Here is a 22,375-nt window from a genome sequence, read left to right as displayed (position 1 = left end):
CCTTAGGTGGGTTGGCGTCCGGCGGGCAGGAGCACGAGGTGCTTCCTGGCATTCCGCTCGACTGCGCTTGGGGTGTAGACGAGGGGGAAGGTCCCGTTGCCCGCCCACAGCCGGTGCAGATCGCCGTAGTGCGGGCTGGTGGGATCGCCGGACTGTCCGGGCGCGTTCACGGCACGTGAGGCGTCCCAGTCGCCCACGTCCACGGCCATCCGGAACACCGGGCCGACCATCTGCTGGAGGTTGAGCAGGTTGTACGCGGAGTACTGCACCGTCTGGTACGACCCGCCGCGCGGTACCGGGCCGAAGGTGCCGCCCAGCGGATGGCGGAAGGTATGGGTCTGCAGATCGCCCCAGCGCCAGGCCGCGGGGTCCGGTCCGCGGGCGCCGGCCAGGATCCGGAACGCGGCCGGCAGGGTGTCCAGCAGCAGCCTGTCCCGTACCGCCGCGCCGCCCGGGCCGAACCACCGGTCCGGATCGGCGAACGACTCCAGCATCAGACCGGCCTCGGGGACCGCGAAGTACCACGGATTGCCCGCACTGCGGGGCGCGACCTTCTTCAGCCACGCCGGCCGCAGGACGGCCATGCTCCAGATCTCGAACAGTGCGGCACCCGAGGACCCCTCGGCAATCACCCCGTCGAAACCGCGCAGCACGTCCAGCGCCTTGCGGGTATCGGGATCGTCCGAGGCCAGGGTGCGCAGATACGGCACCAGCCGGGTGGCGAACAGCGACTTCTGGTCGGTCTGCAGATTCAGCGAATCCTGCACGGTTGCGTTCCGGGTGGCCGAGAGGACCTCGTCCAGGCGCTCCTTGCGGAACCGCGGATGCCACTCGTAGGCCGGGGTCACCGGATGGCCCGGCGGGAAGTTGTACTCGTTGGCCGTGGCGAAGTAGCCCTGCTCCGGGTTGAGGGTGCGGGGCATCTCGTCCTGGCTGTGGAAACCGTCCCACTCGTAGCGCCCGTCACCCGGCACCGGCAGCAGACCGTCGTAGCCCGCCCCCGTACGGCGCGGGACCATGCCGACCGGCACCCAGCCGATATCGCCCCGGGCATCGGCGTACACCAGATGCGAACCGGGCGTCTTCCAGGCCGCGAGACCCCGGGTGAACTCGGAGAAGTTCTTCGCCCGCTGGAAGGCGAGACTGCCGAGATAGGGGGAGGTGCCCGGCTCCGTCCACACCGAACGCACCGCATAGGCCCGCTTCTTCGCCTCGTCCACCTTCACGACCGGGCCGTGGCGGGTGAAGCCCAGCGAGGCCCGCGCCGGGGCCGCGCCCTTGACCGCGACGTCCTCCTGGACGGTGCGGAACGACTCCCAGCCGTCGCGGTAGCGGTAGCGGGTGGGATCGTCGGGGTGCAGCTCGTAGACGTACAGATCGTTCTGGTCGACCGGCATGTTGGTGAGACCGAACGCGATGTGCCCGTTGTGCCCGAAGCTCACACCGGGGTTCCACGGCTCCCCGGCGCCGATGACGTTGATCCCGGGCGCGGAGAGATGGACCAGATACCGGTTGGCCGGGGCACCGGAGCTGGCCCGGTGCGGGTCGGCGGCCAGGACGGGCCGCCCCGACGCGGTACGCCCGGGAGCGAGCGCCCAGGCGTTGCTGCCGCCCGCGGCACCGGCGAACGGATCCGCCGCAGGCGCAGGCGCGGGGGAGGGGGGTGTGGTGGTGCCGGTGGGGAAGGTGACACCGGCGGTCGCCAGATCGTAGGTCGCCAGCACGTCCGCGGGAAGGTCGCAGGGCGCGAGCCCGGCGGGCACCTCGGGCGTGCGGGCCGGTTCGAGCTTGCGGAAGGCCTTGGTGCCACCGATACCGTCCGCGCAGGTGATCTGCGCGCGGGCCAGCTCGTTGCGGAGGTTGTCGCCGAGGGCGTGGGTACGGATCCGGACGAGGTCCTCGGGTTTCCAGCGGGCCGGCCGGTAGCCGAGCTTCTGGAACTCCTGCGGCATCGCGGCGGGGTTGTCGGCCAGCCAGTCGATATAGGCGTTGATACCGGCGGCGAACTCGGTGGCGATCTCCCGGGTCCCGGCCGGGTAGCTCTCCCACTCCTTCTGCATATCGCCCCGGTAGAGGAAGAGCCGGGAGGCGGTGTCCTGGGCGACATAGGCGGACCCGAGGACCTCGCTGAGCTCGCCCAGCCCGTCGCGCCGCCAGGTGTCGATCTGGAAGAGCCGGTCGCGGGCCGCGGTGTAGCCCTGCGCGAAGAACAGGTCGTCGCTGTTCTCGGCCCGGATATGGGAGACGCCCCAGGTGTCGACGGTGACCCGGACCGGCCGGTCCAGGCCCGGCAGGCCCACGACCTCCCGGGCCGGCCGGCTGCCGGGAACAGGCCCGGCGGCGCCGACCAGCAGAGCGCCGAGACAGGTCAGGGCGAGGACTTGGCGAGTGGTGGGGCGCACGGGAGGGACTCCGAGGTCGTCGGCCGGATCCGTCGGAACGGACGCGGCCGGACGGAGCCCGGGACGACCGTTCCACATGGAGAGATCGTCGTGCCGGCACACAAGGGGACGGAACCCCTAAGAACTCCTAGGCCGTGTCCGCAAAGTCCCGCCTGGCCCGCGACGCCCGGCACGCACACTCTCCCCCTGTGCCCTTCGGGCACGGGAGGTACCCCCAGCGTTGTCGGGATTTCCCGAGTACGTCCAGTACGAGGGAAACCGCCCCCTGGCTTCGCCGGGGGGACCCCCACCGCCTTGCGATTGCACGCACCTGGGGGTCCCCCCAGCCGCAGGGCTGGGGGAGCCGCAGGCCCCGCCCTTCGGGCGGACGGCGCTACTTTGCGGACACGACCTGCCTGTCCGCACGGAACGGTCTCCGGGCCGGACCGGCCCTCCCGCCGCCCCCGGTAGACGATCCGCACGCGGAGGATCCCCGCCCGGGGCCCGCGGCCCTTCCTCAGGCCACCGCCCCCGGCAGACGGCCGGGTGCCGGATGGTGGCCCTCCAGCCACAGGGCCGCGGCAGCCTCCAGGACCGCGACCCGGTCGGGCCGGTCGCCCGGCAGCAGGGACAGCACCGCGCTGCCGCCGCCCTGCACCGCGGGCTGCCGGGCGGCGAGGGACGACAGCACCCGGCCGGGCCCGCACTCCACCAGCAGCCGGTCCCCGCCCTCCAGCAGCGCCGCCAGCGCGGGGCCGAAGCGGACGGGGTCCGTCAGCTGACGGGCCCAGAACCGCGCCGAACCCGCCTCCGCGGCGCTCAACAGCCGCCCGGTGTAGCCGGACCGGACGGGGAACCGGGCCGGCCCGGGCCGGGCGGCGAACGACCGCTCGACCGCCGCGGCGGCCGGCTCCATCGCCGGGCTGTGGAACGGAAGGGTGGCCGCGACCGGCCGCACCCGCAGCCCGTCACGGGCGAGCCGGGCCGCCACGGCGGCGAGTTCGGCGCGCGGCCCGGCCAGCATGGTCCGCCGCGCGGCGTTCACCGCCGCCACCGCGACCTGCCCGGACAGATACGGGCCGAGCTCACCCGGGGACGCGGCCACGGCCAGCATCCCGCCGGGCGGCACCGCGGCCGCCGCCCGCACCCGGTCCCGTACCAGCGCGGCGGCCTGCGCGGGGGTGAACACCCCGGCCAGCGCCGCCGCCGCGACCTCCCCCGCACTGTGCCCCAGCACCTCGGCCGGTACCACGCCCCAGCTCAGCAGCAGCCGGCCCAGCCCGTGGCCGACGGCGAACAGCAGCGGCTGGGAGCGGCGCCCGTCGTCGACCGGGATCCCCCGGCCCGCCCCGGTCCCCAGCCAGTCCGCGCGGATCGCCTCACCCTCGGCCCCCCACTCCTGCAGGACCTCGTCGACAGCGGCCCGGAACACCGGCTCGGCCCGGTACAGCCCGGCCGCCATCCCCTCGTGCTGGGAGCCCTGGCCGGGCAGCAGCAGGGCGAGGGGCCGGGGCCCGCCCGCCGCGACCTGCCGCACCGGGGCGGCCGCCAGATCCGCAAGGGCCCGCTCCGGCGCCGTGACGACCACCGCCCCGCGCACCGGCCCCGCAACCGCAGGGGGCACGGCGGTCCCGGCGCGCAGCGCGCCGGCGACCGAGGCCCGGGCGGCACGTTCCCCCGCCCGGTCCGCCCCCGCCCAGCACAGCAGCCGGGCCGTACCGTGCACCGTGCCGGTGACCGTCATACCGTTCTCCCTCCCTCCCATCGGGCGGGGCCGTATCTCAGGTGAGGGAGATACCGCCGTCGACACTGAGCACCTGGCCGGTGACGTAGTCGTTGTCCAGGAAGACCCCGATGGCGGGCGCCACCTCCTCGGGCGTGGTCAGCCGGGGCACCGGCAGGTTCGCGGCCAGGTTCTGCCGGAACTTCTCGGTGGCGTTCGCCGTCATCCGGGTCTCCATGAACCCGGGCGAGACGGCGTTCACCGTCACCCCGCGCCGCCCGCACTCGACGGCCAGGGTGCGCGTCAGCCCGATCACCCCGGCTTTGGACGCGGCATAGGCCGTCTGCCCGGACGTGGCGACCAGCGCCGACGGCGACACCACATTGACGATCCGCCCCCACCGCCGCTTCATCATCGACGGCAGCACGGCACGGCACACATGGAAGGTGCCCATCAGATTCGTCCGGACCACCTCGCCCCACACCTCGGGCGACTGACCCATCATCAGCGCGTCCTTGCGCACCGCCGCGTTGCTGACGAGGACGTCGACCTCGCCCAGCTCCTCGACGACCCGCCGGTGCATCGCACCGACCGACTCCCAGCTGCCCACATCGGCCTGGACGACGACCGCATCGTTCACCAGCCGCCCGGCGACCTCACGGGCACCGTCCTCGGCGCTGTTGTAGTGCAGGGCGACCCGGAAACCGAGCCGGTCCAGCTCCACGGCCACAGCCGCACCGAACCCCCCGGACGCGCCGGTCACCAGGGCGACCGGCTTCTCCGGGCGCTGCGCCGCCACCGGGCGGACGGGCGCGGGGGCGGTCATGAGTCCCACCCCGTCGGCTCGCCCGCACCCCACTCGACCAGCGCGGTCAGCCACACCATGCCGGCGCCGAACGCCGCGAACAGCACCCGGTCGCCCCGCTGGATACGGCCCGCGTCGAGCGCCTCGGCCAGCGCGATCGGCATCGACGCCGCCCCCGTATTGCCGTAGTACTCGATATTGGTGATCAACCGCTCCCGGGGCACGCCGCTGTGCTCCAGGATCGAGTCGACGATCCGCATATTCGCCTGATGCGGCAGCAGATGGTCGATGTCCTGCGGTGCGAGCCCCGCCGACCGCAGCGTCCGCTTCACCGAACCCACGGTGAAACGGACCGCGTTCAGATAGATCTCGTTGCCCTTGATCTGCGCGTAGTGCAGCTTCTCCCGCAGCGTCGTCTCACTCGCCGGCATCCGGCTGCCCCCGGCGGGGATCCTGAGACTGTCGACCTTGCTGCCGTCGCACCCCATGTCCCACGACCGCAGCCAGCTCCGGTCATGGGGCTCCAGCACGACCGCCCCGGCCCCGTCACCGATCAGAACCCCCAGGTCCCGGTCCTCCGGGTTGACCACCAGAGAGTGCGTATCGGTCCCGATCAGCAGGATCGGACGGGGGTCGATCGCCATCAGCCCGGCCGCGACCACGAAACCGTAGGCGAACCCGGCGCACTCGGCGTTCACATCGTGCGCACCGCCCGCCGTGCCCAGCTCCCGCTGCACAAACGCCGACGTGGCCGGCGACAACTGCTCGGGCGTGCCCGAGGCGAGAATGAGATGCGAGATCTGATCGGGCCGCAGCCCGGCCTTCGCCAGCGCCCGCCGGCCGGCCTCGACCGCCAGCGACGCGGTGGTCTCACCCGGCCCCACCACCCGGCGCTCACGGATCCCGGTCCGCTGCACGATCCACTCTTCGTCCACACCGAACCGCGCGGCCAGCTCCGCATTGGTCAGCCGGCCCTCCGGCAGATACCTGCCCCACCCGGTGATGCCGATCCCCGGCACCCCCGGCTCCGCGGTCACGCGCCGCCGGTCGCCGGGGCGACCGCAACACGGTGAACGGCCAGCAGCTGCTGGTGGATCCCCCGGAACGTGACGGTGTCGTCGATGCTCTCGACGATCGACTCGTCCACCCCCAGATCCGGGTACTGCTCCTGCATGTCGTAGACCCACTCCATCAGGTCCAGCGAGTCGATCCCCGAAGCCTGCAGCGGGGTATCGGGGTCGAAGACGTTGATCCGGCTCACAGCCATCAAACGGTCGACGGAAACTTCGAGCGTGGGAAGGTGCACGGCGCACTCCTGGTCCATGGGTGATCGGCCTGTGGGCCGCACCGTACGAAGCCCGGCGCAAGGGCTTCGCAAGTCCACCGCCCCTCCACCGCCCCTCGACCCGCCCCCCTCGCGACCCCCGCCCCGACCCGCACTTCTCAGCCACCCCACCCACCCCAGCCGCCGCCCCCGCCGCCTGCGCCCCGCAGTCCGCGCGAGCCCGCGACGGGGGCGCACAACGGGCGCGCAAGGCTACGGCCCGGCGTACCACCCCGGTCCCACCGGCCGTGGCCCGGTCCCGGCACCCGGCTGGTACCACCGCGCCGGAACCTGTCCACCACACAAGCACCTTGAGGGGGAGAGGTTTTATGGACACAGAGATCGACATCCTGGGACCCATGGCCGTACGCCGCGCCGGCACCGTGTACCACCTCCAGAGCGCACAGGCCCGGGTGGCACTGGCACGCCTCGTCCTCGCCGGCCCCGAAGGAGTCACCCGCGAAGAACTCGCCGACGTCATATGGCCCGGAGCACTCCCGCCCACCTGGGCCTCCGCCCTGCGGACCCTGGTCAGCCGGCTCCGGGCCTTCCTGGCACCGATGCAGACCGAATCGGCCAACCCGGTGGTCAAAAGAGGCGGCCGCTACGTCCTCGCCCTGGGCCAGGACACCCTCGTCGACGTCGAGGACGCCACCCGTGCGGTCGCCGCCGCCCACGACGCACTCGACGCCGGCAACATGACCGCCGCCACCCGCCTCGCCACCCGCGCCGCGGACCGGCTGCGCTCCCCGTTCCTGTCCGAACACGACGGCGACTGGGTCGCCGGATGGCGCGAACGCCTCTCCGAACACCTCGTCACCGCCCTGGAGATCGCCGCCCGGGCCGCGATGGGCGCCGGAGACCACCGCCGCGCCGCCCTCCTCGCCGAAGAAGCCACCGACCGCGCCCCCGCCCGCGAAAGCGCCCACCGCTGCCTCATCGCCGTCCGCGAAGCCATGGGCAACCGCGGCGAAGCCCTGCGCGCCTACCAGCGACTGCGCCGCTACCTCGCCGAAGAACTGGGCACCGACCCCTCACCCGCGACCGAAGCCGCCTTCCTGGCCCTCCTCGGCCCCTCCTCACCCTCCGGCCCGCCCGGCCGCACCCCCGCCGCCCGCCACCGCCCGGCCCCCTTCACCGGACGCCGCCGCGAAATGACCGCACTGGCCGGCGCCTGGGCCCGGGCAGCCCGCGGCCGCCGCCAGTTCGTCCTGGTCACCGGCGAAACCGGGATCGGCAAGACCCGCCTGCTCAGAGAAGCCGGCGCCACCGTCGCCGCCGAAGGCGGACTGCTCCTCGTCGGCCGCTGCGACCAGGACGCCGTCACCCCCTACCAGCCCCTCGTCGAAGCACTCGACGGCTACGTCGCCGCCGCACCCGACGACGTCCTCGCCGCCGTCACCCCCGCCTTCCGCGGCCCCCTGCGCCTGCTGCTCCCCTCCCTCGGCGGCCCCTGCCCGCCCGCCGCGCTGCCCGAACAGCCCATCCTGTTCGCGGCCCTGACCCAGCTGCTGCGGGCCGCGGCGAGCGAACGGCCCTGCGCCGTCCTGATCGACGACGCCCACTGGGCCGACCCGCAGACGGTGATGCTCCTGCGGCACCTGCTGCGCACCACCGCCGGCACCCGGCTGTGCATCGTCATCGCCGCCAGGAACGACCTGCCGGTACCGGACCGGCAGCGGGCCTGGGCCGGCCTGGACGAGGCGATGCTCCCCTTCGAACACGTCGGCGAGGCAACCGAGATCACCGTCGGCGGCCTCGACCTCGCCGCCACCACCGCCCTCGTCGACGAACTCGGCATCACCACCGCGGCCGGCAGCCCCGCCCACGGCCCCGCCGACAATTCCGCCCACCGCGCCCACACCCGCAGCGGCGGAAACCCGTTCATGCTCCTGGAAATGCTGCGGCACCGGGCCGGCCCGGACGCGGTACCACCCGCCGTCGCCCGGCTGGTGGCCGCCAAACAGGCCGCCATCGGCCAGGACGCCGGCCGCCTGCTCCAAGTCGCCGCCGTCACCGGCCCCTCCGTCGCCTTCGACACCATGGCGGGCGCCGCCGGCCTCGACGTCCTCGCCGCCCTGGACGCCCTCGAATCACTGCTGAGAACCGGAATCCTCACCGAAGTGACCGCCGCGGGCTCCCGCCACCCCGACCGGCCGGCCCTCTACGCGTTCCGCCACGACGTCGTGCGCCAGGCCGTCGGTGAACAGGTCAGCGCCGCCCGCCGCCGCCACGTCACCTCCCTGCAGCACCGGGTGCCCGGCACCGGCCACCAGCTCTCCCGCACCGGAGGCGAACGCCCGTGACCCCGCCCCCCGCCGCCGGACCCGCCGGCAGGCCGCGTACCACCGCCGACACCGCCCCCGGAAAAGCGGAGCCACCCGTGCCGGACCAAGCAACTGTTTCCGGGATAAAATAATGGAAGAAAAGGACCTCTCATCGTCATCAGTTCGTGTTACGTTGCAGCCCGATCACCCGGGCATGACGCCGGGAGGCCCGGGGCCGCCGGTTCAGCTGGCACAAGAAGGGGACCGCCTCGTATGGCACGCGTGCCTTTCGTCCCACGTCAGCGGCTGGTGGAAGAAATCCTCCACGCACGCAGCTCCGTCCTCATCGAAGCCGGCGGAGGATTCGGCAAGAGCGTCCTGATCGAACAGGTCAGCGCCCGCACCCCGGGCCGCCTCGACCTCCGCTTACCCCGCGACCACCCGGTCACCGTCGAAGAACTCACCACCGCGATCCTCGACCACGCCGCCGCCCGCACCACCGGCCGGCCGTACCCGGCCGCCACCGCCGCCCGGATCGGTGAACTCCTCGCCACCCCGGCCGCACCCGGCCTCCTGGTCGTCGACAACGCCGAATCCCTCACCGACGACGCCGCGGCCTGGCTCGCCGGCCTCGCCCAGGACGGCCGGCCGCCCCTGCGCATCCTCGTCAGCAGCCGCCTGTTACCGGCCCCGCTCGCCGCCATGGAATTCCAGGGCACCGCCGAGCGCCTCAACACCCAGGACCTGCGCCTCACCGAAGAAGAAGCCACCGCCCTCGCCCGCACCGAACTGGGCGACGAGGACGGCGAACGGCTCGCCGCCACCCTGCACGACCTCTCCGGCGGCTGGGTGGCCCTGCTCCTCGTGATGCTCCGCCGCCTCGCCCGCGCCTCCGACCGCATGGCCGCCGCCACCGTCCTGCTCCGCCACCCCGGCCTGATCCGCCAGCTCATGGACCACTACGCCGACGCCCTCGACCCGGCCGACCGCCATATGCTGATCCAGCTGGCCGCATTCCCGCTCGTCAACGACATCCTCGTCGCAGGACTGGGCCGGCCCGGACTGCTGCGCCGCCTCATCCGGGCCGGTATCCCCTTCGCCGTCGGCGCCGACGGCTGGTCACGGCTGTGCGTCGAATCACGGCAGACCCTCGCCGCCCTCGCCCCCCTCGACCCCGCCATCGCCCGCGAAGCCGCCCCCCTGCTCACCTCCCAGGGCGCCGAACTGGCCGCCGCCGGCATCCTGGTCGACAGCGGCGACCCCGAACAGGCCGCCCGGCTCGTCGCCAAACTCCCCACCTCACGCATCAACCAGCTCGACCCCGTCGAATTCATCCACCTGATGGCCCGCCTCGGCCCCGCCGCCCAGGCCGCCCCCCAGGTACTGCTCCACCTGGCCCGCACCCACCGCAACCTCGGCCAGCTCGCCGAAGAACGCGAAGTCATCGGCCGGGCCCTGCGCATCGTGCGCGACCGCAACACCGGCGACGACCTCGCCATCGAAGTCGAAAGCGAATGGCTGATCCAGCGGGCCCTGCACCACGACGCCGACGTACTCGCCCGCGTCGAACGCCTCCTCGAAGGAACCGCCGAAGGCACCCGCGCCCAGGCCAGCCTCCTGGAAGCCCTGGGCGTCGCCCTGTCCGACCGCCCCGACGGCCCGAGCCTGCGCCGGGCCGAGAACGCCATGCGCCAGGCCGCCATCATCTGGGGCGAACTCGGCGAACCCGCCCGCGTCGCCGCGGTCCAGCGCGGCCTCGCCGCCCAAGTCCTGTCCGCCATGGGCAAAACCGGCGAAGGCGCCCTGCTCCTCAGCCGGATCGGAGCCACCAGCGACACCCGCTTCGACCGCATGCTCTGCCTCGTCATGGAAGCCCGGCTGCTCGCCCTCGGCGGCGAGGCCGAACGCGCACTCGCCATCCTCGACGACGCCATCCGCCTCGCCGAACTCCTGCGCATCGACTGGGTGGCCGGCCACGCCGCCTGGACCCGCCTGATCGTCGCCGCCAACGACCACGACATGCCCGGCGTCCTGGAGAACCTGGCCCGCGCCGAAGCCCGGCTCGGCCAGATGCTCATCCACGGCAGCGCCGGACTGCTGTTCCTCTGCGAAGCCGCCGACGCCTGCGCCGTGGTCGGAGCCGACGCGGCCTCGGCCCGGCTCCTCGCCGCCGCCCGCGAACACTGCGTCCAGGACCCCCGGACCCTGGCCCTGACCGAAGCCTTCATCGGAGCCCGCCGAGGCGAACCCGAAGCCGCCGACGTCCTGCAGGCCATGCTCGAAAACGGCGACATCGCCCCCTGCCTGCGCTGGAAAGCCGAACTCCTCACGGGCTACGCCCGCCACGCGGGCGGCGATATCGACGCCGCCGCCCAGTGCCTGCAGATCACCCTCGACCGGGCCGCCAGCATCGGCCACCCCGAACTCCTCGACCGCCGCGAACACCACGTGGCCGGCGTCCTGCGCTCCGCCATCCGGCTGCCCCCGGCGATCGTCACCGGCACCCCGGCCACCGGCGACAGCTACGAAGTACGGGTCCTGGGCGGATTCGAGGTCCGCCGCGGCCACACCGTCCTCCACGGCTCCGGCCGCGCCAGCCAGCTCGTGAAACACCTCGTCCTCGCCGGCGGGTCGGTCCGCGTCGAGACCATGGTCGAGATGCTCTGGCCGGACGAGATGTCAGGGGTCGGCCAGCGCCGCCTCAAAAACGTCCTGACCCGGGCCCGCGCCTCCTACGGCTCCCTCGTCAACCGCAGAGGACAACTGCTCTGCCTGTCCTCCTGCACCGTCGACCTGCACGGATTCGAGGACCTGGCCCGCGCCGTCGCCGCCGCACAGGACGACGAACGCATCCTGCGCGCCCGTACCGCCGTCACCGCCTTCACCGGACCCCTGCTCCCCGACGACCTCTACGACGACCGCATCGCCCAGCGCCGCGAGGTCGTCTGCCAGCGCGTCCTCGGCCTCATCGACGTCGTCCTGACCGCCGCCCTGGAATCAGGCGACATGGAAGAGGCCACGGACCGGCTCGAATCCGCCATGGAACTCGACCCCTACGACCAGGAGCGGCCCCTGCGGGTGGCCCGCGCCCTGGTCGCGGGCCAGCGCTACCTCGAAGCCAACGACCTGGCCGCCCGGGTCATCGCCGCCGCCAACGACCTGGGCGTCCCCTACGCCGTCGAATGGGACGAACTCTCCCTCAGCCCGCTCGACAGGGCGCGGGCGGCACGCCGCGCAGCCGGTCCAGCGCCTCGCACCATGACTCAAGGCGGTCTGCCCGCAGCAGGTGGGTCCCGACCAGCAGTCCGGCATAACTGGCGCTGAGCAGCCCGGCAGCCACCTCCGGATCGTCGATACCGCTGGCACTGACCGGACACGGCGTCCCCGTGCCCCGGACGGCCGGCAGCAGCCGCAGGCTGCGGTCCGTATCGGCCTCCCCCCGTTCGCGGTTGCGGATGTCCCGGTTGTTGACGGCCACCACACACCCCTCGCACGGCGGGAGGGCCTCGGCCTCGGCGAGGCTCGCCACCTCGATGAAAGGGGTGAGACCCAGCGCGAGAGCCTGTTCGGCCAGCCGCGCCAGCGCGGCCCCGGGCAGCACCGCGGCCGTGAGCAGCACCGCGGACGCCCCCAGACCCGCGGCCGTCCGCAGCTGCCCGAGATTGGTGATGAAATCCTTCTGCAGCACCGGCAGCGAGGTACGCCGGACGACCTCGGCCAGCAGCTCCGTATCGCCCCCGAACCACCGGCCGGTGACCACCGAAAGACACGGGGCACCGGCGGCCTCGTAGCGGGCCGTGATCTCGGCCGGCGACCGGCCCCGGAACAGGTCCTCGCCGTCGGCCGACCGCGGCTTCAGCTCCATGATCACAGGACGGGCGGCGCCCAGCAGGGCGTCGATGAACGGTGATCCCATCAGGCGACCTCCTCCACCTCGGGCACGGCACGCCACTGCCGCCGGATACCGCCGATACGGTCGGCACAGAACGCTCCCGCCGCATCCCGCGCCGCCGTGTCGACATCGACACCGACGAAACGGGGATGGGCCGTCACCTTCTCGTACCGCGGCCGGTTGGCGGCCGAAATACCCCCGGCCAGCAGGAACGGCTGCGTCGTCGCCTCCGCCAGGTCCAGCACCACACCGGGGTCGAGGGTGACACCGGTGCTCCCGACCCGCCCGGCCTCGCTCACGGCGTCGAACAGGAACACATCGGTCCCCGCCCGCTCGTAGGAGGCCAGCAGCGGGCGTTCGGCACAGGCGTCCCCGCTGATGTGGAGGACCTTGACCACGGTCACCTCGGGCCAGCCCCGTTTGAGGGCCGCCACCACCGCCGGGGGCTGGTAGCCGTGCAGCTGCAGCCACCGCACCCCGGCGGCCCGGGCCGCGTCCAGCACGGCCGCCGGATCCGGCAGGAACGTGACCAGCACCGGCTCCGGCGCCGGCCGGGCCGCCGTCACCTCCAGCGTGCGGCACGCCTGCGCCAGGGCGGCCAGACGGCCCGCGGACAGCTCCGCCGGGCCGCCGGGCACCCCGTGCCACAGGCCGATCAGGTCGGCGCCAGCGGCCCCCAGCACGGCGACGTCCCGGCGGCTGGTGGCGCCGCACACCTTGAGCAGCACGGTCACAACCCCAGCAGCGACGAGATCCGGTTGTACTGGATCTCCGTCGTGCCCGAATAGATCGTGCTGCCCACGGCGTTGGCCAGCTCCCGGTCCAGACCGTACTCCGACGTATAGCCGTTGCCGCCGAAGATCTGCACGGCAGCCAGCCCCGAGGCCACATTCGCCTCACTGGTCAGCAGCTTGCTGATGGCCACGTCCATCGTGACGTCCTCACCCGCCGCGAGCCGCTCGCCCGTGTCGTACAGCCAGCGGCGCGCCGTCTCCAGCCGGATGCGCATATCGACCAGCTTGTGCGCGATCGCCTGGAACGAGCCGATCGGCTTCCCGAACTGCGTCCGGGTACGGGCGTATTCGAGGCAGCGCTCGAACCGGTGCTGCATCTCCCCGGCGTTGATGACGAAGGAGCAGAGGATCTCCCACTTCATCACGTGTTCGAGGAGCAGATATCCCCGCCCGGCGCCGCCGATGACCCGGTCGGCGGGCACCCGGCAGTCGTCGAAGTACAGCTCGCTCATCGGCGAGGACGTCAGCCCCATCTTCTTGATCGGCCGGCCCGAGGAGAATCCGGGGGTGTCCGTGTCGACCAGGAAGGCGGTGATACCGAGCGGCCCGCCCTGGGGCCGGGTCCGGGCGTAGACGACGACCACGTCGGCGATCGGCCCGTTGGTCACAAAGCTCTTGCTGCCGTTGAGGACATAGTGGTCCCCGTCGCGGACGGCGCTCGTCCGCATGCTCAGGGCGTCCGACCCGGTGTCGGGCTCGCTGATGGCGTGGGCGCCGATCAGATCGCCCGAGCACAGCCGGGTCAGATAGCGGTCCTTCTGTGCGCCGGTCCCGAAGTGCTGGAGGGGAACCCCCGTACTGCACAGGGTGGTGGCGACGGAGAAGCTCAGCCCTCCGTCGCGGCACCCCCTGCCCAGGGCCTCCAGGACGAACATGGTGGTGGGCAGATCGACGCCGGCACCGCCGTGGGCGGGGTCGAACGGCAGACCCATCACCCCCGACGAGCCGACCTGTTTCCACGCATCGAACGGGAACCCGGTCTCGCCCGTGTCGTGTGCGGGGGCGGCGCCGAGACTGCTGCACCACCGTTCCATTCCCTCGCGCAGTGCGAGCTGTTCCTCGTCCCAGATACGCATGGACTCAGTCCTTCGGTCCTCAGTAGGCGGAGCAGGTGGCGGCGTCGAGGCTGTGCCGCTCGTCGCCCCGCAGGGCGGGCGAGAACACGCACACCAGACGCAGATCGCTGTCCGGGTCGGCGACGAGGTAGTGGGCGTCGTGCTGGTCGAGCGCGTAGAGGGTGCCCGGGGTGATGCGGTGGGTCGTGCCGTCCAGGGCGACGACTTCTCCGGAGCCCTCGATGCAGTAGCAGGCCTCCAGATGGCGGCGGTACTCCAGCAGCGACTTCGTGCCGGCCCGCACCGTGGTGTCGGTGACGGAGTAGCCGAGGCCGTCGGCCTCCAGCAGGAAGCGGCGGCTCAGGCCGTTGCCCCAGTCGACGGTGGTAACGGCGTCCAGGTTTCGCACGATCATCGGATCGCTCCTCTCGGGATGGTGATGGTGGGGGAACCGGTCACAGGGACCGGGCAGAGCGGTGGTGGTGCGGACGGAGACCGGTGACCAGTGCCGCGAGGTCGGCGGTGACATCACGGCCGCCGGTCAGCGCCGCCTCGGCACAGGCGACGACGGTGCTGCCGACCACGGCGGCGTCGGCGCCCGCCGCGTGGACCCGCTCGACGTCGGCCGCCGTACGGACCCCGAAACCGGCCGCGACCGGCGCACCGGTCAGGGCCCGCAGGGCGTCGACGGGGGCCCGCAGCACCGCCGGGTCGGGCGCCGGTCCGGCCCCGCTCTGGCCGTAGTGCGTGATCAGGTACACATAGGCCGAGGCATGGGCCGCCGCCTCGGCCACGGCCTGCGGCGACGAGGACGCGTAGCAGGTGGTGACCACCGGCAGCCCGGCGGCCCCGGCCCGGTCGTACAGCTCCGGGCGGACCCGGGGCGGTGCGCCGTGCAGGAGCACCCCGGCCGCCCCGGAACCGGCGACGGCCGTGACGACCTGGTCCATGGAGCGGGGGCGTACCGTGTGCGCCCAGTCGGCGAGGACGACCACCCGCAGCCGGCGGTGCCGGCTCCGGGAGCGTTCGACGAAGCCGAGGGCGTCCTCCAGTGAGGTGCCGGCCGCCAGCGCCCGGTCGGCGGACCGGCGGATCACCGGCCCGTCGCTGACGGAGTCGGGGAACGGCACCCCCAATTCCAGGACGTCGACGCCGCATTCGTCGAGCATGTCGGCGATGTCGTCGAGGACGTCCAGCGGCGGGTCACCGGCGTTGAGGAACACCGCAAGTCCCGGCGGGCGGGGGAAGAAGGTCATGACCGGCCCCCTCGCCCGCCGGCGGTGACGGGCCCGGCACTCCCGGCCCCGACGGCGCCGACCAGATCGCGTACCGCGCCGTCCCGCAGTGCCGCCAGCGCCGCCGCCACGGCCGGGCGCCACTGCGTCTGCTGCCCGGCCGCGATCGTCAGGGCGGCGGCGTTGAGGGCCACGGTCTGCGTGGCCACCTCGCCCGCCCGCCCGGACACGACGTCCAGGAAGTGCTCCACGACCCGGCCGGGCTCCGTCACCGGTGCCAGGTCCCCGACGGTTCCGGCCGCCGTTCCCAGGTCGCCGGGGTTCAGCCGGAGCACGGTGCCGTCACCGCGGTGGATGGTGTTCTCCGTAAAGCCGATCAGCTCGTCGGCACCGATGTCGTTGGTGCACAGCCACACGTCACGGTCGTCCACGGCTGCCGCCAGCGAGCGGGCCAGCGGCAGGAGTTCGGGTCCGGGCAGGCCCGTGAGCTGCCGTGTTCCCGGCAGTACGGGAAGGAACGGGCCCAGCAGATTGAGCACCCGGCCGAAGGTCCGCATCGGCAGCGGCAGGATGCGCCGCGCCAGGACGGTCAGTTCGACCGGATACACGAAGTAGCCGGCGAAGGCGATGCCGTGGCGGTCCAGCGCCGCCGCCGTCTCGCCGTACGACTTGGTGAGCCCGATGCCGAGCCGGTCCAGCAGATCGACCGAACCGTAGGCGCTGGAATGGGCCCGTGACCCGGTCTTCACGATACGGGCGCCGAGCGCGGCGGCGGTGAAAGCGGCGGCGGTGGAGACGTTGAACGTCGGTATCCCGCCGCCCGTGCCGACCACGTTGACCGCCCCCGGGAAGGCGGTCACCGGCCCGGTGCGGCGCGCGCGCAGCGACCGCACCAGGTTGGTGAGCGTCAGCGGGTCGACCGTACGGGGGTCCAGGAGCGCCCCCATGAGTGCGGCCGGCTCGCCGGGTGCCAGGGCGTTGGCGCTCAGCTCGTCCCAGAACGAGGACCACACTGCGGTGGAGACCGGGCGGCCGGCCCGCAGGGCGGCGAATGCGTCGTGCACGCCGGTCAGCTCGCCCCGGCCGGGACCGACGCCCGCGCCACGAAGCCGTCGATGGCGTCGACGGTGCGGAAGTTGTCCGGGTCCAGGGCCGCGTCGTCGACGGTGATCCCGAACTCGGTCTCGATCCACGCGATCAGCTTGAGCAGCCCGAGGCTGTCGACGACACCGTTGGTGAGCAGGTCGTAGTCGCCGGCGAGCTCCGACGCCTGGACGTCGGGCATGAACTCCTGGATCAGGAAGTTCTTGACGAGGGTCACGTTGTTCATCGGTTCGGTTCCTTTCTGATGACGGCGTCCGCCTCGGGGCGAGGGGACGTCACAGGGTGTGCAGGGTCCGCCCGAGCACGAGGCGGTCGACCTTGCCGGTGGACGTTCGGGGCAAGGGGGCCTCGGACAGGCGGAAGGCTGAGGGGATGGCTGCCGTGGGCAGATACAGGGCGCAGTGGCGGCGCAGGCCGAGCGTCCCGGTGGCCGCTCCCGGCACCCGGCGCAGGACCGCGTGCAGCAGATGCCCGGCGACCGGGTCGGGGACGGCGAGGACCGCGGCTTCGGTGACCTCGTCGTGGTCGAGCAGCACCTGCTCGACGGCCGCGGTGTTCACCCGGGTGCCGCGCACCTTGACCTGGAAGTCGTTGCGCCCTTCCAGATGCAGGACACCGTCACCGTCGCGGCGTACGAGGTCGCCGGTGCGGTAGAAGCGGGTGGCGCCGCCGGGCCGGAGGGCGGGCAGGTCCGTGAACGGGCCGGGCACCGCCGGGTCGGCGCCGAGGTAGCCGGCGGTCTGGAACGGTGTGGCGACGACCAGCTCGCCCCGCCCCGGACCGGTGACCGCGGCCCCGTCCTCGCCGACGACCAGGGCCTCGACGCCGGGCAGCGGGGTGCCGAGCGGGACGGCATCGGCCGGGAGCGCGTCGCGGTCGACCTCGTGGAGGAAGCTGTCGTTCGTCTCGGTGCAGCCGTAGACGTTGTAGAAGCGGCTGCGGGGGAACACCCCGGGCAGCCGGGCCAGGCACCGGGCCGGCATATGGTCGCCGGTGAACAGGGTGTGGCGGACCGACGTGAGCTTCCGGCCCGCCTCGTCCGCGGCGTCGGCCAGCAGCTGATGGGCCATCGGCACCGCCTGCACGACCGTCACGGCGTTGTCGTCGACGGCGTCGAGGAGACGGCGCCCGTTGGTGGAGGCCGCCGGATCGACCAGGATCACCCGGCCGCCGTGGTGGAGCGTGGCCCACACATCGAGGAAGCAGAGGTCGAAGTTGAGCGGGGCGTAGTTCAGTACGGACGCCCCGGGGCCCAGTTCGAACCGTGCCGCGGCCCAGTCGGCGAAGCGCTCGACGGCGCCCGCGGTGAGCGGCACCAGCTTCGGCAGACCCGTCGAACCCGATGTCGTGAGCACAAAGGCCACGGAGCCGGGAGCCGGGGGAGCGGCGGGTGCCGGTACGGCGCCGGCCCGGGCGGGGCCGGCATCGTCATCGGCACTGACGAGGTGACGGCACCCGGCCCGGGCCAGGAGGCGTTGCAGGGTGGCGGCGGGCAGTGTGGCCGAGGGAAGCACCACCGGGAGGCCTGCCCGCAGGCAGGCCAGCACCAGAGCGATGGTCCGGGGTGTCTTCGTGGCCGGTACGGCGATCGGCTCGCCGCCTGCCGTGTCGAGCAGGCCGAGCCGGGCCGACGCTTCGGCCACCAGGCCGGCGAGCTCGCCGTAGGAGATGTGCCGGCCCTGCGCCACGAGAGCCGTGGCGCCGGGGCGGGCATCGGCCTGCCGGGCGAACGAGGTCCAGAGCTGAGTAGGTTTCATCCCCCGCATCGTGCGGGGGATCCCGCAACTTCAGCGCAAGGCCCGTCCCCGCCGCCCGCTGTGCTGTGCCCGGTGGCATCACCGGGACCGTCGCCTAGGCGGCGTCCCAGACTCCGGTGGGGGCGATCTCGGCGACCCAGTCCGCGAAGTCCCGCGGCTTGCGCTTCAGGGCCCGCTCGACGCCGTCCGCCAGCGAACTGTTGCGGCCGTCGAAGAACTCGGAGATCAGCGTCGCCAGCGGATCGGCGAAGTCACGCGGGGCACCGTCCTCGACGATCGCGTCGGCGAACTGGTCCCGGGTGATCGGCTCGTAGCGCAGGGTGCGCCCCGTCGCCCGGGCGATCTCCTCGACCCCTTCGGCGAAGGTCCACAGCCGCGGGCCCGTCAGCTCGTAACGCTCGCCCACATGGCCGTCCTCGGTGAGGGCAGCCACCGCCACATCGGCGATGTCGTCGGCGTCGACGAACGGGTCGGAGTTGTTCCCGGCGGGCAGGGCCAGCACGCCCTGGCGCAGCGGTTCGAGGAACACACCCTCGTCGAAGTTCTGGTTGAACGAGGCCGGGGCCACGATGGTCCACTCCACCGGAAGGCTCGTCACACCCTCCTCGCACCGGACGGCCTCTTCCTGGTTACGGGCCGACAGCAGCACCAGGCGCCGGACCCCGGCGTCCACGGCCAGCTTGGCCACCGCGCCGATCGCATCGCCCGCACCGGGCCACTCGACCTCGGGGTAGTACATCAGGTACGCGGACTGGACGCCGACGAAGGCGTCGGCCCAGGTCGAGGGGTCCTCCCAATCGAACGGAGGCGTACCGCTGCGGGAGCCGATCCGGACGTTCACGCCCCGCTCGACCAGCCTCTTCGCCACCCGGCGGCCGACCCGGCCGGTTCCGCCGAGAACCAATGTCGTGTGCTCGTTTGTCGTCATGCAAGCAGTCTGAAGGGCACAGATCTGGACGGTCCATGGTCGAGATGCCGGGATGCATGTCCCGTCGTCTAAACTCTGGTGGATGGATGCACTCGCCGGATTACTCGAAGGGCCGCGGGCCAGCGGCGCTTTCCTCCTCCGCATCGTCCTGGACCCCCCCTGGTCCATCCGGGTCCAGGACGGATCACCCCTCTGCCTCGCCGTCATGCTCAGCGGCGAAGCACACGTCCAGCCCGACCACGGCGACCCGGTACGGCTGCGCCCCGGCGACGTCGCCATCGTCCGCGGACCGGACCCCTATGTCATGAGCGACCAGGCGGCGACCCCGCCTCAGGTCATCGTCCACCCCGGCCAGCAGTGCGTCACCCCCGAAGGCGTCTCCCTGCGCGAGCGGATGGCCCTGGGAGCACGCACCTGGGGCAGCAACCCCGACGGCCCCGTCCAGATGGTCCTCGGTGTGTACGAGGAAGTCGGCGCCGTCGGCCAGCGCCTCATCGACGTCCTGCCGCCCCTGTTCGTCGTCTCCGGCGACAGCTGGGACTCCACCCTCATCCCGGTCCTGGCCCACGAAATCACCAAACAGGGCCCGGCCCAGGGCGTCGTCCTGGACCGCCTCCTCGACCTGCTCCTCATCTCCGTACTGCGGGAATGGCTGGACCGGCCCGACAGCGAAGCCCCCGCCTGGTACCGGGCCCACACCCACCCCGTCGCGGGCGAAGCCCTGCGCCTGTTCCACGAAGACCCCGCGAACGACTGGACCCTGGAACGGGTCGCCTCCGAGATCGGAGTGTCACGGGCCACCCTCGCCGGCTGCTTCCGCAGCGCCGTCGGCACACCGGCGATGACCTACCTCACCGAATGGCGGCTGGCCCTCGCCGCCGATCTGCTGCGCCAGTCCGACGCCACCTTGAACACCGTCGCCCGGCAAGTCGGCTACGGCAGCGGATTCGCCCTCAGCTCCGCGTTCAAACGGGTCTACGGCGTCAGCCCGCAGGAACACCGCACCGCCGCGATGGCGCACTGACCCCGGACACCCCCCCGCCCGCGGCAGCCCCCCGGCCACCGCACCGGCGCTCTCCGGTGCGGCCGGGGTGGTGCTCCCCGGTGCCGCACCCGCCCGCGGTACGGCCGGCGGCCCCCGGCCGTACCGCGGGCTTTGCGTTTTTCTTGCACCCCCGGGCGTACAAAACCAGACATGCATACCGACCTCACACGCCGGAAGATCCTGTCCGGGCTGGCAGTCGGAGCGGGGACGGCGGTCCTGGGGTGGGACCCCCAGGCCCGGGCGTGGGCCACCGCCCCCGGTCCGACGGCCGGCATCCGCCAGATCCCCGCCCTCGACGGCACGCTCGTCCTCCCCGCCGACCCGTCGGCGTTCACCGAGGACTTCGGCCACCTCTTCACCCGGCAGCCCCGGGCCGTCCTCACTCCGGGGTCGGTGAACGACATCCAGAAGGTCGTCCGCTACGCCCGCAACAACGCCATCCCCGTGGCCGTCAACGGCCAGAGCGGGACCGGCGCCGACGACCGCGAATCGCACTCGCACTACGGGCAGGCCCTGGTCGAGGGCGGCATAGCCATCGACCCCAAACCGCTCGGCACGATCCACAGCATCACCGCCGGCATCGCCGACGTCGACGCCGGCGTCACCTGGTCCGCACTGGCCCTGCGGGCACTCGAATCCGGCCAGACCCTGCCCGTCTACAACGACTTCGCCCATCTGTCGATCGGCGGCACCCTCAGCGTCGGCGGCCTCGGCGGCACCAGCCAGCGCCACGGCTCACAGGCCGACAACGTCGAATGGCTCCAGGTCGTCACCGGCACCGGCGACAAGGTCACCTGCTCCCGCACCAGCAACCGCGCCCTGTTCGAAGCCGTCCTCATCGGCGGCGGCCAGTACGCGATCATCGTCCGCGCCGGCGTCAAGCTCATCCCCGCCCACACCACCGCCCGGTCCCTGGAATTCACCTACACCGACCGGGCGGCCTTCCTGCGGGACTCGATGGCCGTCATGCGGTCCGGTGTCGTCCACGACCAGAACGGCTACGCCGAACCCAAGCCCGGCGGCGGCTGGACCTACCGGCTCGCGCTCGGCATGTTCTACTCCGCACCCGCCCAGCCCGACATCGCCGCCCTGCAGGCCGTCCTCTCGCCCCAGGCGACCGCCGGCCCCACCGCCGACCTGCCGTTCCAGAACTGGCTGCTGCGCTTCGACCCGAACTGGGCGGCCCTGAAGGCCGCCGGGTTCTGGGGCAGCAAGAAGCCGTGGCTGATGATGTTCGTCGGCGCCGAACAGACCCCCGCCTACCTCGACACCGTCCTCGGGGAACTGACGGCCACCCAGATGGGCCCGGGCCCGGTCCGTATCTCACCGATGGACACCCGCTCGCTGACCCGCCCCAACTTTATGCTGCCCCAGTCCAGGACGAACGAGTTCTTCGAGGTCAGCCTCATCCGGATCCCCGCCCCCAACCACCCGGACACCCCCGGCCTGCTGGCCCAGAACCGCCGCTTCTACGACCGGGCCGTATCCCTGGGGGCCAAGCGCTACCTCGTCGGCGCGGTCCCCTCGATGACCCGCGCCGACTGGCGGGCCCACTACGGGATGCGCTGGATCGCGCTCAGCGCCCTCAAGCGCTGGTACGACCCCGCCGGAATCCTCACCCCGGGCCAGGGCATCTTCACCTGACCCGCCCGCCCGGCCCCTGCCCCCTTGAGCAAGGAGACCCCGCCATGACGGCACCACGCCCGGAAGACATCCCCGGCCTCATCGCCGCGGCCTTCAACACCAACGACCCGCAGGCCATGCTCGACCTCTACGAGCCCGACGGCATCCTCGTCACCCCGCCGCACGGCGCCCAGGAACAGGGACTCGAAGCCGTCGCCGAAGCCCTCAAGCCGATGTTCGCCGCCATCACGGCCGCCGACATCACCATGACCAGCGCCCTGCGGTCCGGCGATATCGCCATGACCCACGCCGACTGGCACCTCATGGGAACCGACGAGACCGGCAAACCCATCGACCTGCGCGGCAAGGGCACCGTGGTCTCCCGCCGGCAGCCCGACGGAACCTGGCGGATCGTCTTCGACGATCCGGTCGGGGCCTGAAG

General features: G+C 72.6%; 18 protein-coding genes and 1 pseudogene. 5 read left to right on the top strand and 14 right to left on the bottom strand.

The annotated features are described in order from the left end of the window. Positions 1-2: 2 nt before the first annotated feature. From B7R87_RS00445 to B7R87_RS00425, 5 genes are all read right to left on the bottom strand, one after another. Complete coding sequence (locus B7R87_RS00445; RefSeq protein WP_040912730.1) at positions 3-2,402, bottom strand: penicillin acylase family protein; 2,400 nt, start codon at positions 2,400-2,402, stop codon at positions 3-5. A gap of 496 nt (positions 2,403-2,898) precedes the next feature. Then, complete coding sequence (locus B7R87_RS00440; RefSeq protein WP_130585371.1) at positions 2,899-4,125, bottom strand: acyltransferase domain-containing protein; 1,227 nt, start codon at positions 4,123-4,125, stop codon at positions 2,899-2,901. A 37-nt stretch (positions 4,126-4,162) separates the two neighbouring features. Then, on the bottom strand, positions 4,163-4,930 hold the full coding sequence (locus B7R87_RS00435) for a 3-oxoacyl-ACP reductase family protein (protein ID WP_006344670.1): 768 nt from the start codon (positions 4,928-4,930) through the stop codon (positions 4,163-4,165). Next, complete coding sequence (locus tag B7R87_RS00430) at positions 4,927-5,946, bottom strand: 3-oxoacyl-ACP synthase III family protein (RefSeq protein WP_006344669.1); 1,020 nt, start codon at positions 5,944-5,946, stop codon at positions 4,927-4,929. The genes B7R87_RS00435 and B7R87_RS00430 overlap by 4 nt, the downstream gene beginning before the upstream one ends. Continuing rightward, positions 5,943-6,176: a phosphopantetheine-binding protein gene (locus B7R87_RS00425; RefSeq protein WP_233169007.1), complete on the bottom strand. Its 234-nt coding sequence runs from the start codon at positions 6,174-6,176 to the stop codon at positions 5,943-5,945. The genes B7R87_RS00430 and B7R87_RS00425 overlap by 4 nt, the downstream gene beginning before the upstream one ends. A gap of 386 nt (positions 6,177-6,562) precedes the next feature. On the opposite strand from B7R87_RS00425, the gene B7R87_RS34020 reads away from it, so the two are divergent. Then, positions 6,563-8,539, top strand: a complete 1,977-nt coding sequence (locus B7R87_RS34020) for an AAA family ATPase (protein WP_006344667.1) — start codon at positions 6,563-6,565, stop codon at positions 8,537-8,539. 234 nt (positions 8,540-8,773) lie between these two features. Next, positions 8,774-11,596: pseudogene (locus tag B7R87_RS34350) on the top strand (BTAD domain-containing putative transcriptional regulator); the annotation flags it as partial. Between the two features lie 103 nt (positions 11,597-11,699). Here B7R87_RS34350 and B7R87_RS00410 read toward each other — a convergent pair. From B7R87_RS00410 to B7R87_RS00370, 9 genes are all read right to left on the bottom strand, one after another. Continuing rightward, positions 11,700-12,416: a beta/alpha barrel domain-containing protein gene (locus B7R87_RS00410; protein ID WP_006344665.1), complete on the bottom strand. Its 717-nt coding sequence runs from the start codon at positions 12,414-12,416 to the stop codon at positions 11,700-11,702. After that, positions 12,416-13,126 carry a phosphoribosylanthranilate isomerase gene (locus B7R87_RS00405; protein ID WP_006344664.1) on the bottom strand — a complete coding sequence of 237 codons (711 nt, stop codon included), beginning with the start codon at positions 13,124-13,126 and terminating at the stop codon, positions 12,416-12,418. Before B7R87_RS00405 ends, B7R87_RS00410 begins: the two co-directional genes overlap by 1 nt. Continuing rightward, the gene (locus B7R87_RS00400; RefSeq protein WP_006344663.1) at positions 13,123-14,262 is read right to left on the bottom strand and encodes an acyl-CoA dehydrogenase family protein; all 1,140 of its coding nucleotides are present in this window, start codon (positions 14,260-14,262) and stop codon (positions 13,123-13,125) included. The genes B7R87_RS00405 and B7R87_RS00400 overlap by 4 nt, the downstream gene beginning before the upstream one ends. Before the next feature lie 19 nt (positions 14,263-14,281). Then, entirely contained in the window at positions 14,282-14,656 is a 375-nt protein-coding gene (locus B7R87_RS00395) for an ectoine synthase (protein ID WP_006344662.1), read from the bottom strand. Positions 14,657-14,696: 40 nt separating this feature from the next. Beyond that, entirely contained in the window at positions 14,697-15,497 is an 801-nt protein-coding gene (gene trpA / locus B7R87_RS00390; protein WP_006344661.1) for a tryptophan synthase subunit alpha, read from the bottom strand. After that, entirely contained in the window at positions 15,494-16,540 is a 1,047-nt protein-coding gene (locus B7R87_RS00385; RefSeq protein WP_006344660.1) for an anthranilate phosphoribosyltransferase, read from the bottom strand. The genes trpA and B7R87_RS00385 overlap by 4 nt, the downstream gene beginning before the upstream one ends. Positions 16,541-16,545: 5 nt before the next feature. After that, the gene (locus B7R87_RS00380; protein ID WP_006344659.1) at positions 16,546-16,806 is read right to left on the bottom strand and encodes a phosphopantetheine-binding protein; all 261 of its coding nucleotides are present in this window, start codon (positions 16,804-16,806) and stop codon (positions 16,546-16,548) included. 49 nt (positions 16,807-16,855) lie between these two features. Next, a complete protein-coding gene (locus tag B7R87_RS00375) occupies positions 16,856-18,337 on the bottom strand; it encodes an AMP-binding protein (RefSeq protein WP_006344658.1) in 1,482 nt (493 codons plus the stop codon). A gap of 94 nt (positions 18,338-18,431) precedes the next feature. Beyond that, entirely contained in the window at positions 18,432-19,265 is an 834-nt protein-coding gene (locus B7R87_RS00370) for a Rossmann-fold NAD(P)-binding domain-containing protein (protein WP_040912720.1), read from the bottom strand. 82 nt (positions 19,266-19,347) lie between these two features. Here B7R87_RS00370 and B7R87_RS00365 point away from each other — a divergent pair, with 82 nt between their 5' ends. The 3 genes from B7R87_RS00365 (at position 19,348) to B7R87_RS00355 (ending at position 22,373) form a co-directional block, all read left to right on the top strand. After that, positions 19,348-20,289, top strand: coding sequence for an AraC family transcriptional regulator (locus B7R87_RS00365; protein ID WP_006344656.1), 942 nt, complete (start codon positions 19,348-19,350; stop codon positions 20,287-20,289). 171 nt (positions 20,290-20,460) lie between these two features. Further along, the gene (locus tag B7R87_RS00360) at positions 20,461-21,954 is read left to right on the top strand and encodes an FAD-binding protein (protein WP_006344655.1); all 1,494 of its coding nucleotides are present in this window, start codon (positions 20,461-20,463) and stop codon (positions 21,952-21,954) included. Between the two features lie 44 nt (positions 21,955-21,998). Beyond that, positions 21,999-22,373, top strand: coding sequence for a YybH family protein (locus tag B7R87_RS00355; protein ID WP_006344654.1), 375 nt, complete (start codon positions 21,999-22,001; stop codon positions 22,371-22,373). The last annotated feature ends 2 nt before the right edge of the window (positions 22,374-22,375 follow it).

The organism is Streptomyces tsukubensis (genome assembly GCF_003932715.1).
Taxonomy (GTDB): Bacteria; Actinomycetota; Actinomycetes; order Streptomycetales; family Streptomycetaceae; genus Streptomyces; species Streptomyces tsukubensis.
Note: the sequence above shows the minus strand (reverse complement) of the source record. Positions and strands in the feature narration are given on the sequence as shown.

Bases quoted from the DNA above. Each gene is read 5' to 3' on its own strand.
- B7R87_RS00395 (WP_006344662.1), bottom strand. From the start codon at position 14,656: ATGATCGTGCGAAACCTGGACGCCGTTACCACCGTCGACTGGGGCAAC.
- B7R87_RS00370 (WP_040912720.1), bottom strand. From the start codon at position 19,265: ATGACGACAAACGAGCACACGACATTGGTTCTCGGCGGAACCGGCCGG.
- B7R87_RS00365 (WP_006344656.1), top strand. From the start codon at position 19,348: ATGGATGCACTCGCCGGATTACTCGAAGGGCCGCGGGCCAGCGGCGCT.
- B7R87_RS00435 (WP_006344670.1), bottom strand. From the start codon at position 4,930: ATGACCGCCCCCGCGCCCGTCCGCCCGGTGGCGGCGCAGCGCCCGGAG.
- B7R87_RS34020 (WP_006344667.1), top strand. From the start codon at position 6,563: ATGGACACAGAGATCGACATCCTGGGACCCATGGCCGTACGCCGCGCC.
- B7R87_RS00400 (WP_006344663.1), bottom strand. From the start codon at position 14,262: ATGCGTATCTGGGACGAGGAACAGCTCGCACTGCGCGAGGGAATGGAA.
- B7R87_RS00410 (WP_006344665.1), bottom strand. From the start codon at position 12,416: ATGGGATCACCGTTCATCGACGCCCTGCTGGGCGCCGCCCGTCCTGTG.
- B7R87_RS00425 (WP_233169007.1), bottom strand. From the start codon at position 6,176: ATGGCTGTGAGCCGGATCAACGTCTTCGACCCCGATACCCCGCTGCAG.
- B7R87_RS00360 (WP_006344655.1), top strand. From the start codon at position 20,461: ATGCATACCGACCTCACACGCCGGAAGATCCTGTCCGGGCTGGCAGTC.
- trpA (WP_006344661.1), bottom strand. From the start codon at position 15,497: ATGACCTTCTTCCCCCGCCCGCCGGGACTTGCGGTGTTCCTCAACGCC.
- B7R87_RS00355 (WP_006344654.1), top strand. From the start codon at position 21,999: ATGACGGCACCACGCCCGGAAGACATCCCCGGCCTCATCGCCGCGGCC.
- B7R87_RS00440 (WP_130585371.1), bottom strand. From the start codon at position 4,125: ATGACGGTCACCGGCACGGTGCACGGTACGGCCCGGCTGCTGTGCTGG.
- B7R87_RS00380 (WP_006344659.1), bottom strand. From the start codon at position 16,806: ATGAACAACGTGACCCTCGTCAAGAACTTCCTGATCCAGGAGTTCATG.
- B7R87_RS00375 (WP_006344658.1), bottom strand. From the start codon at position 18,337: ATGAAACCTACTCAGCTCTGGACCTCGTTCGCCCGGCAGGCCGATGCC.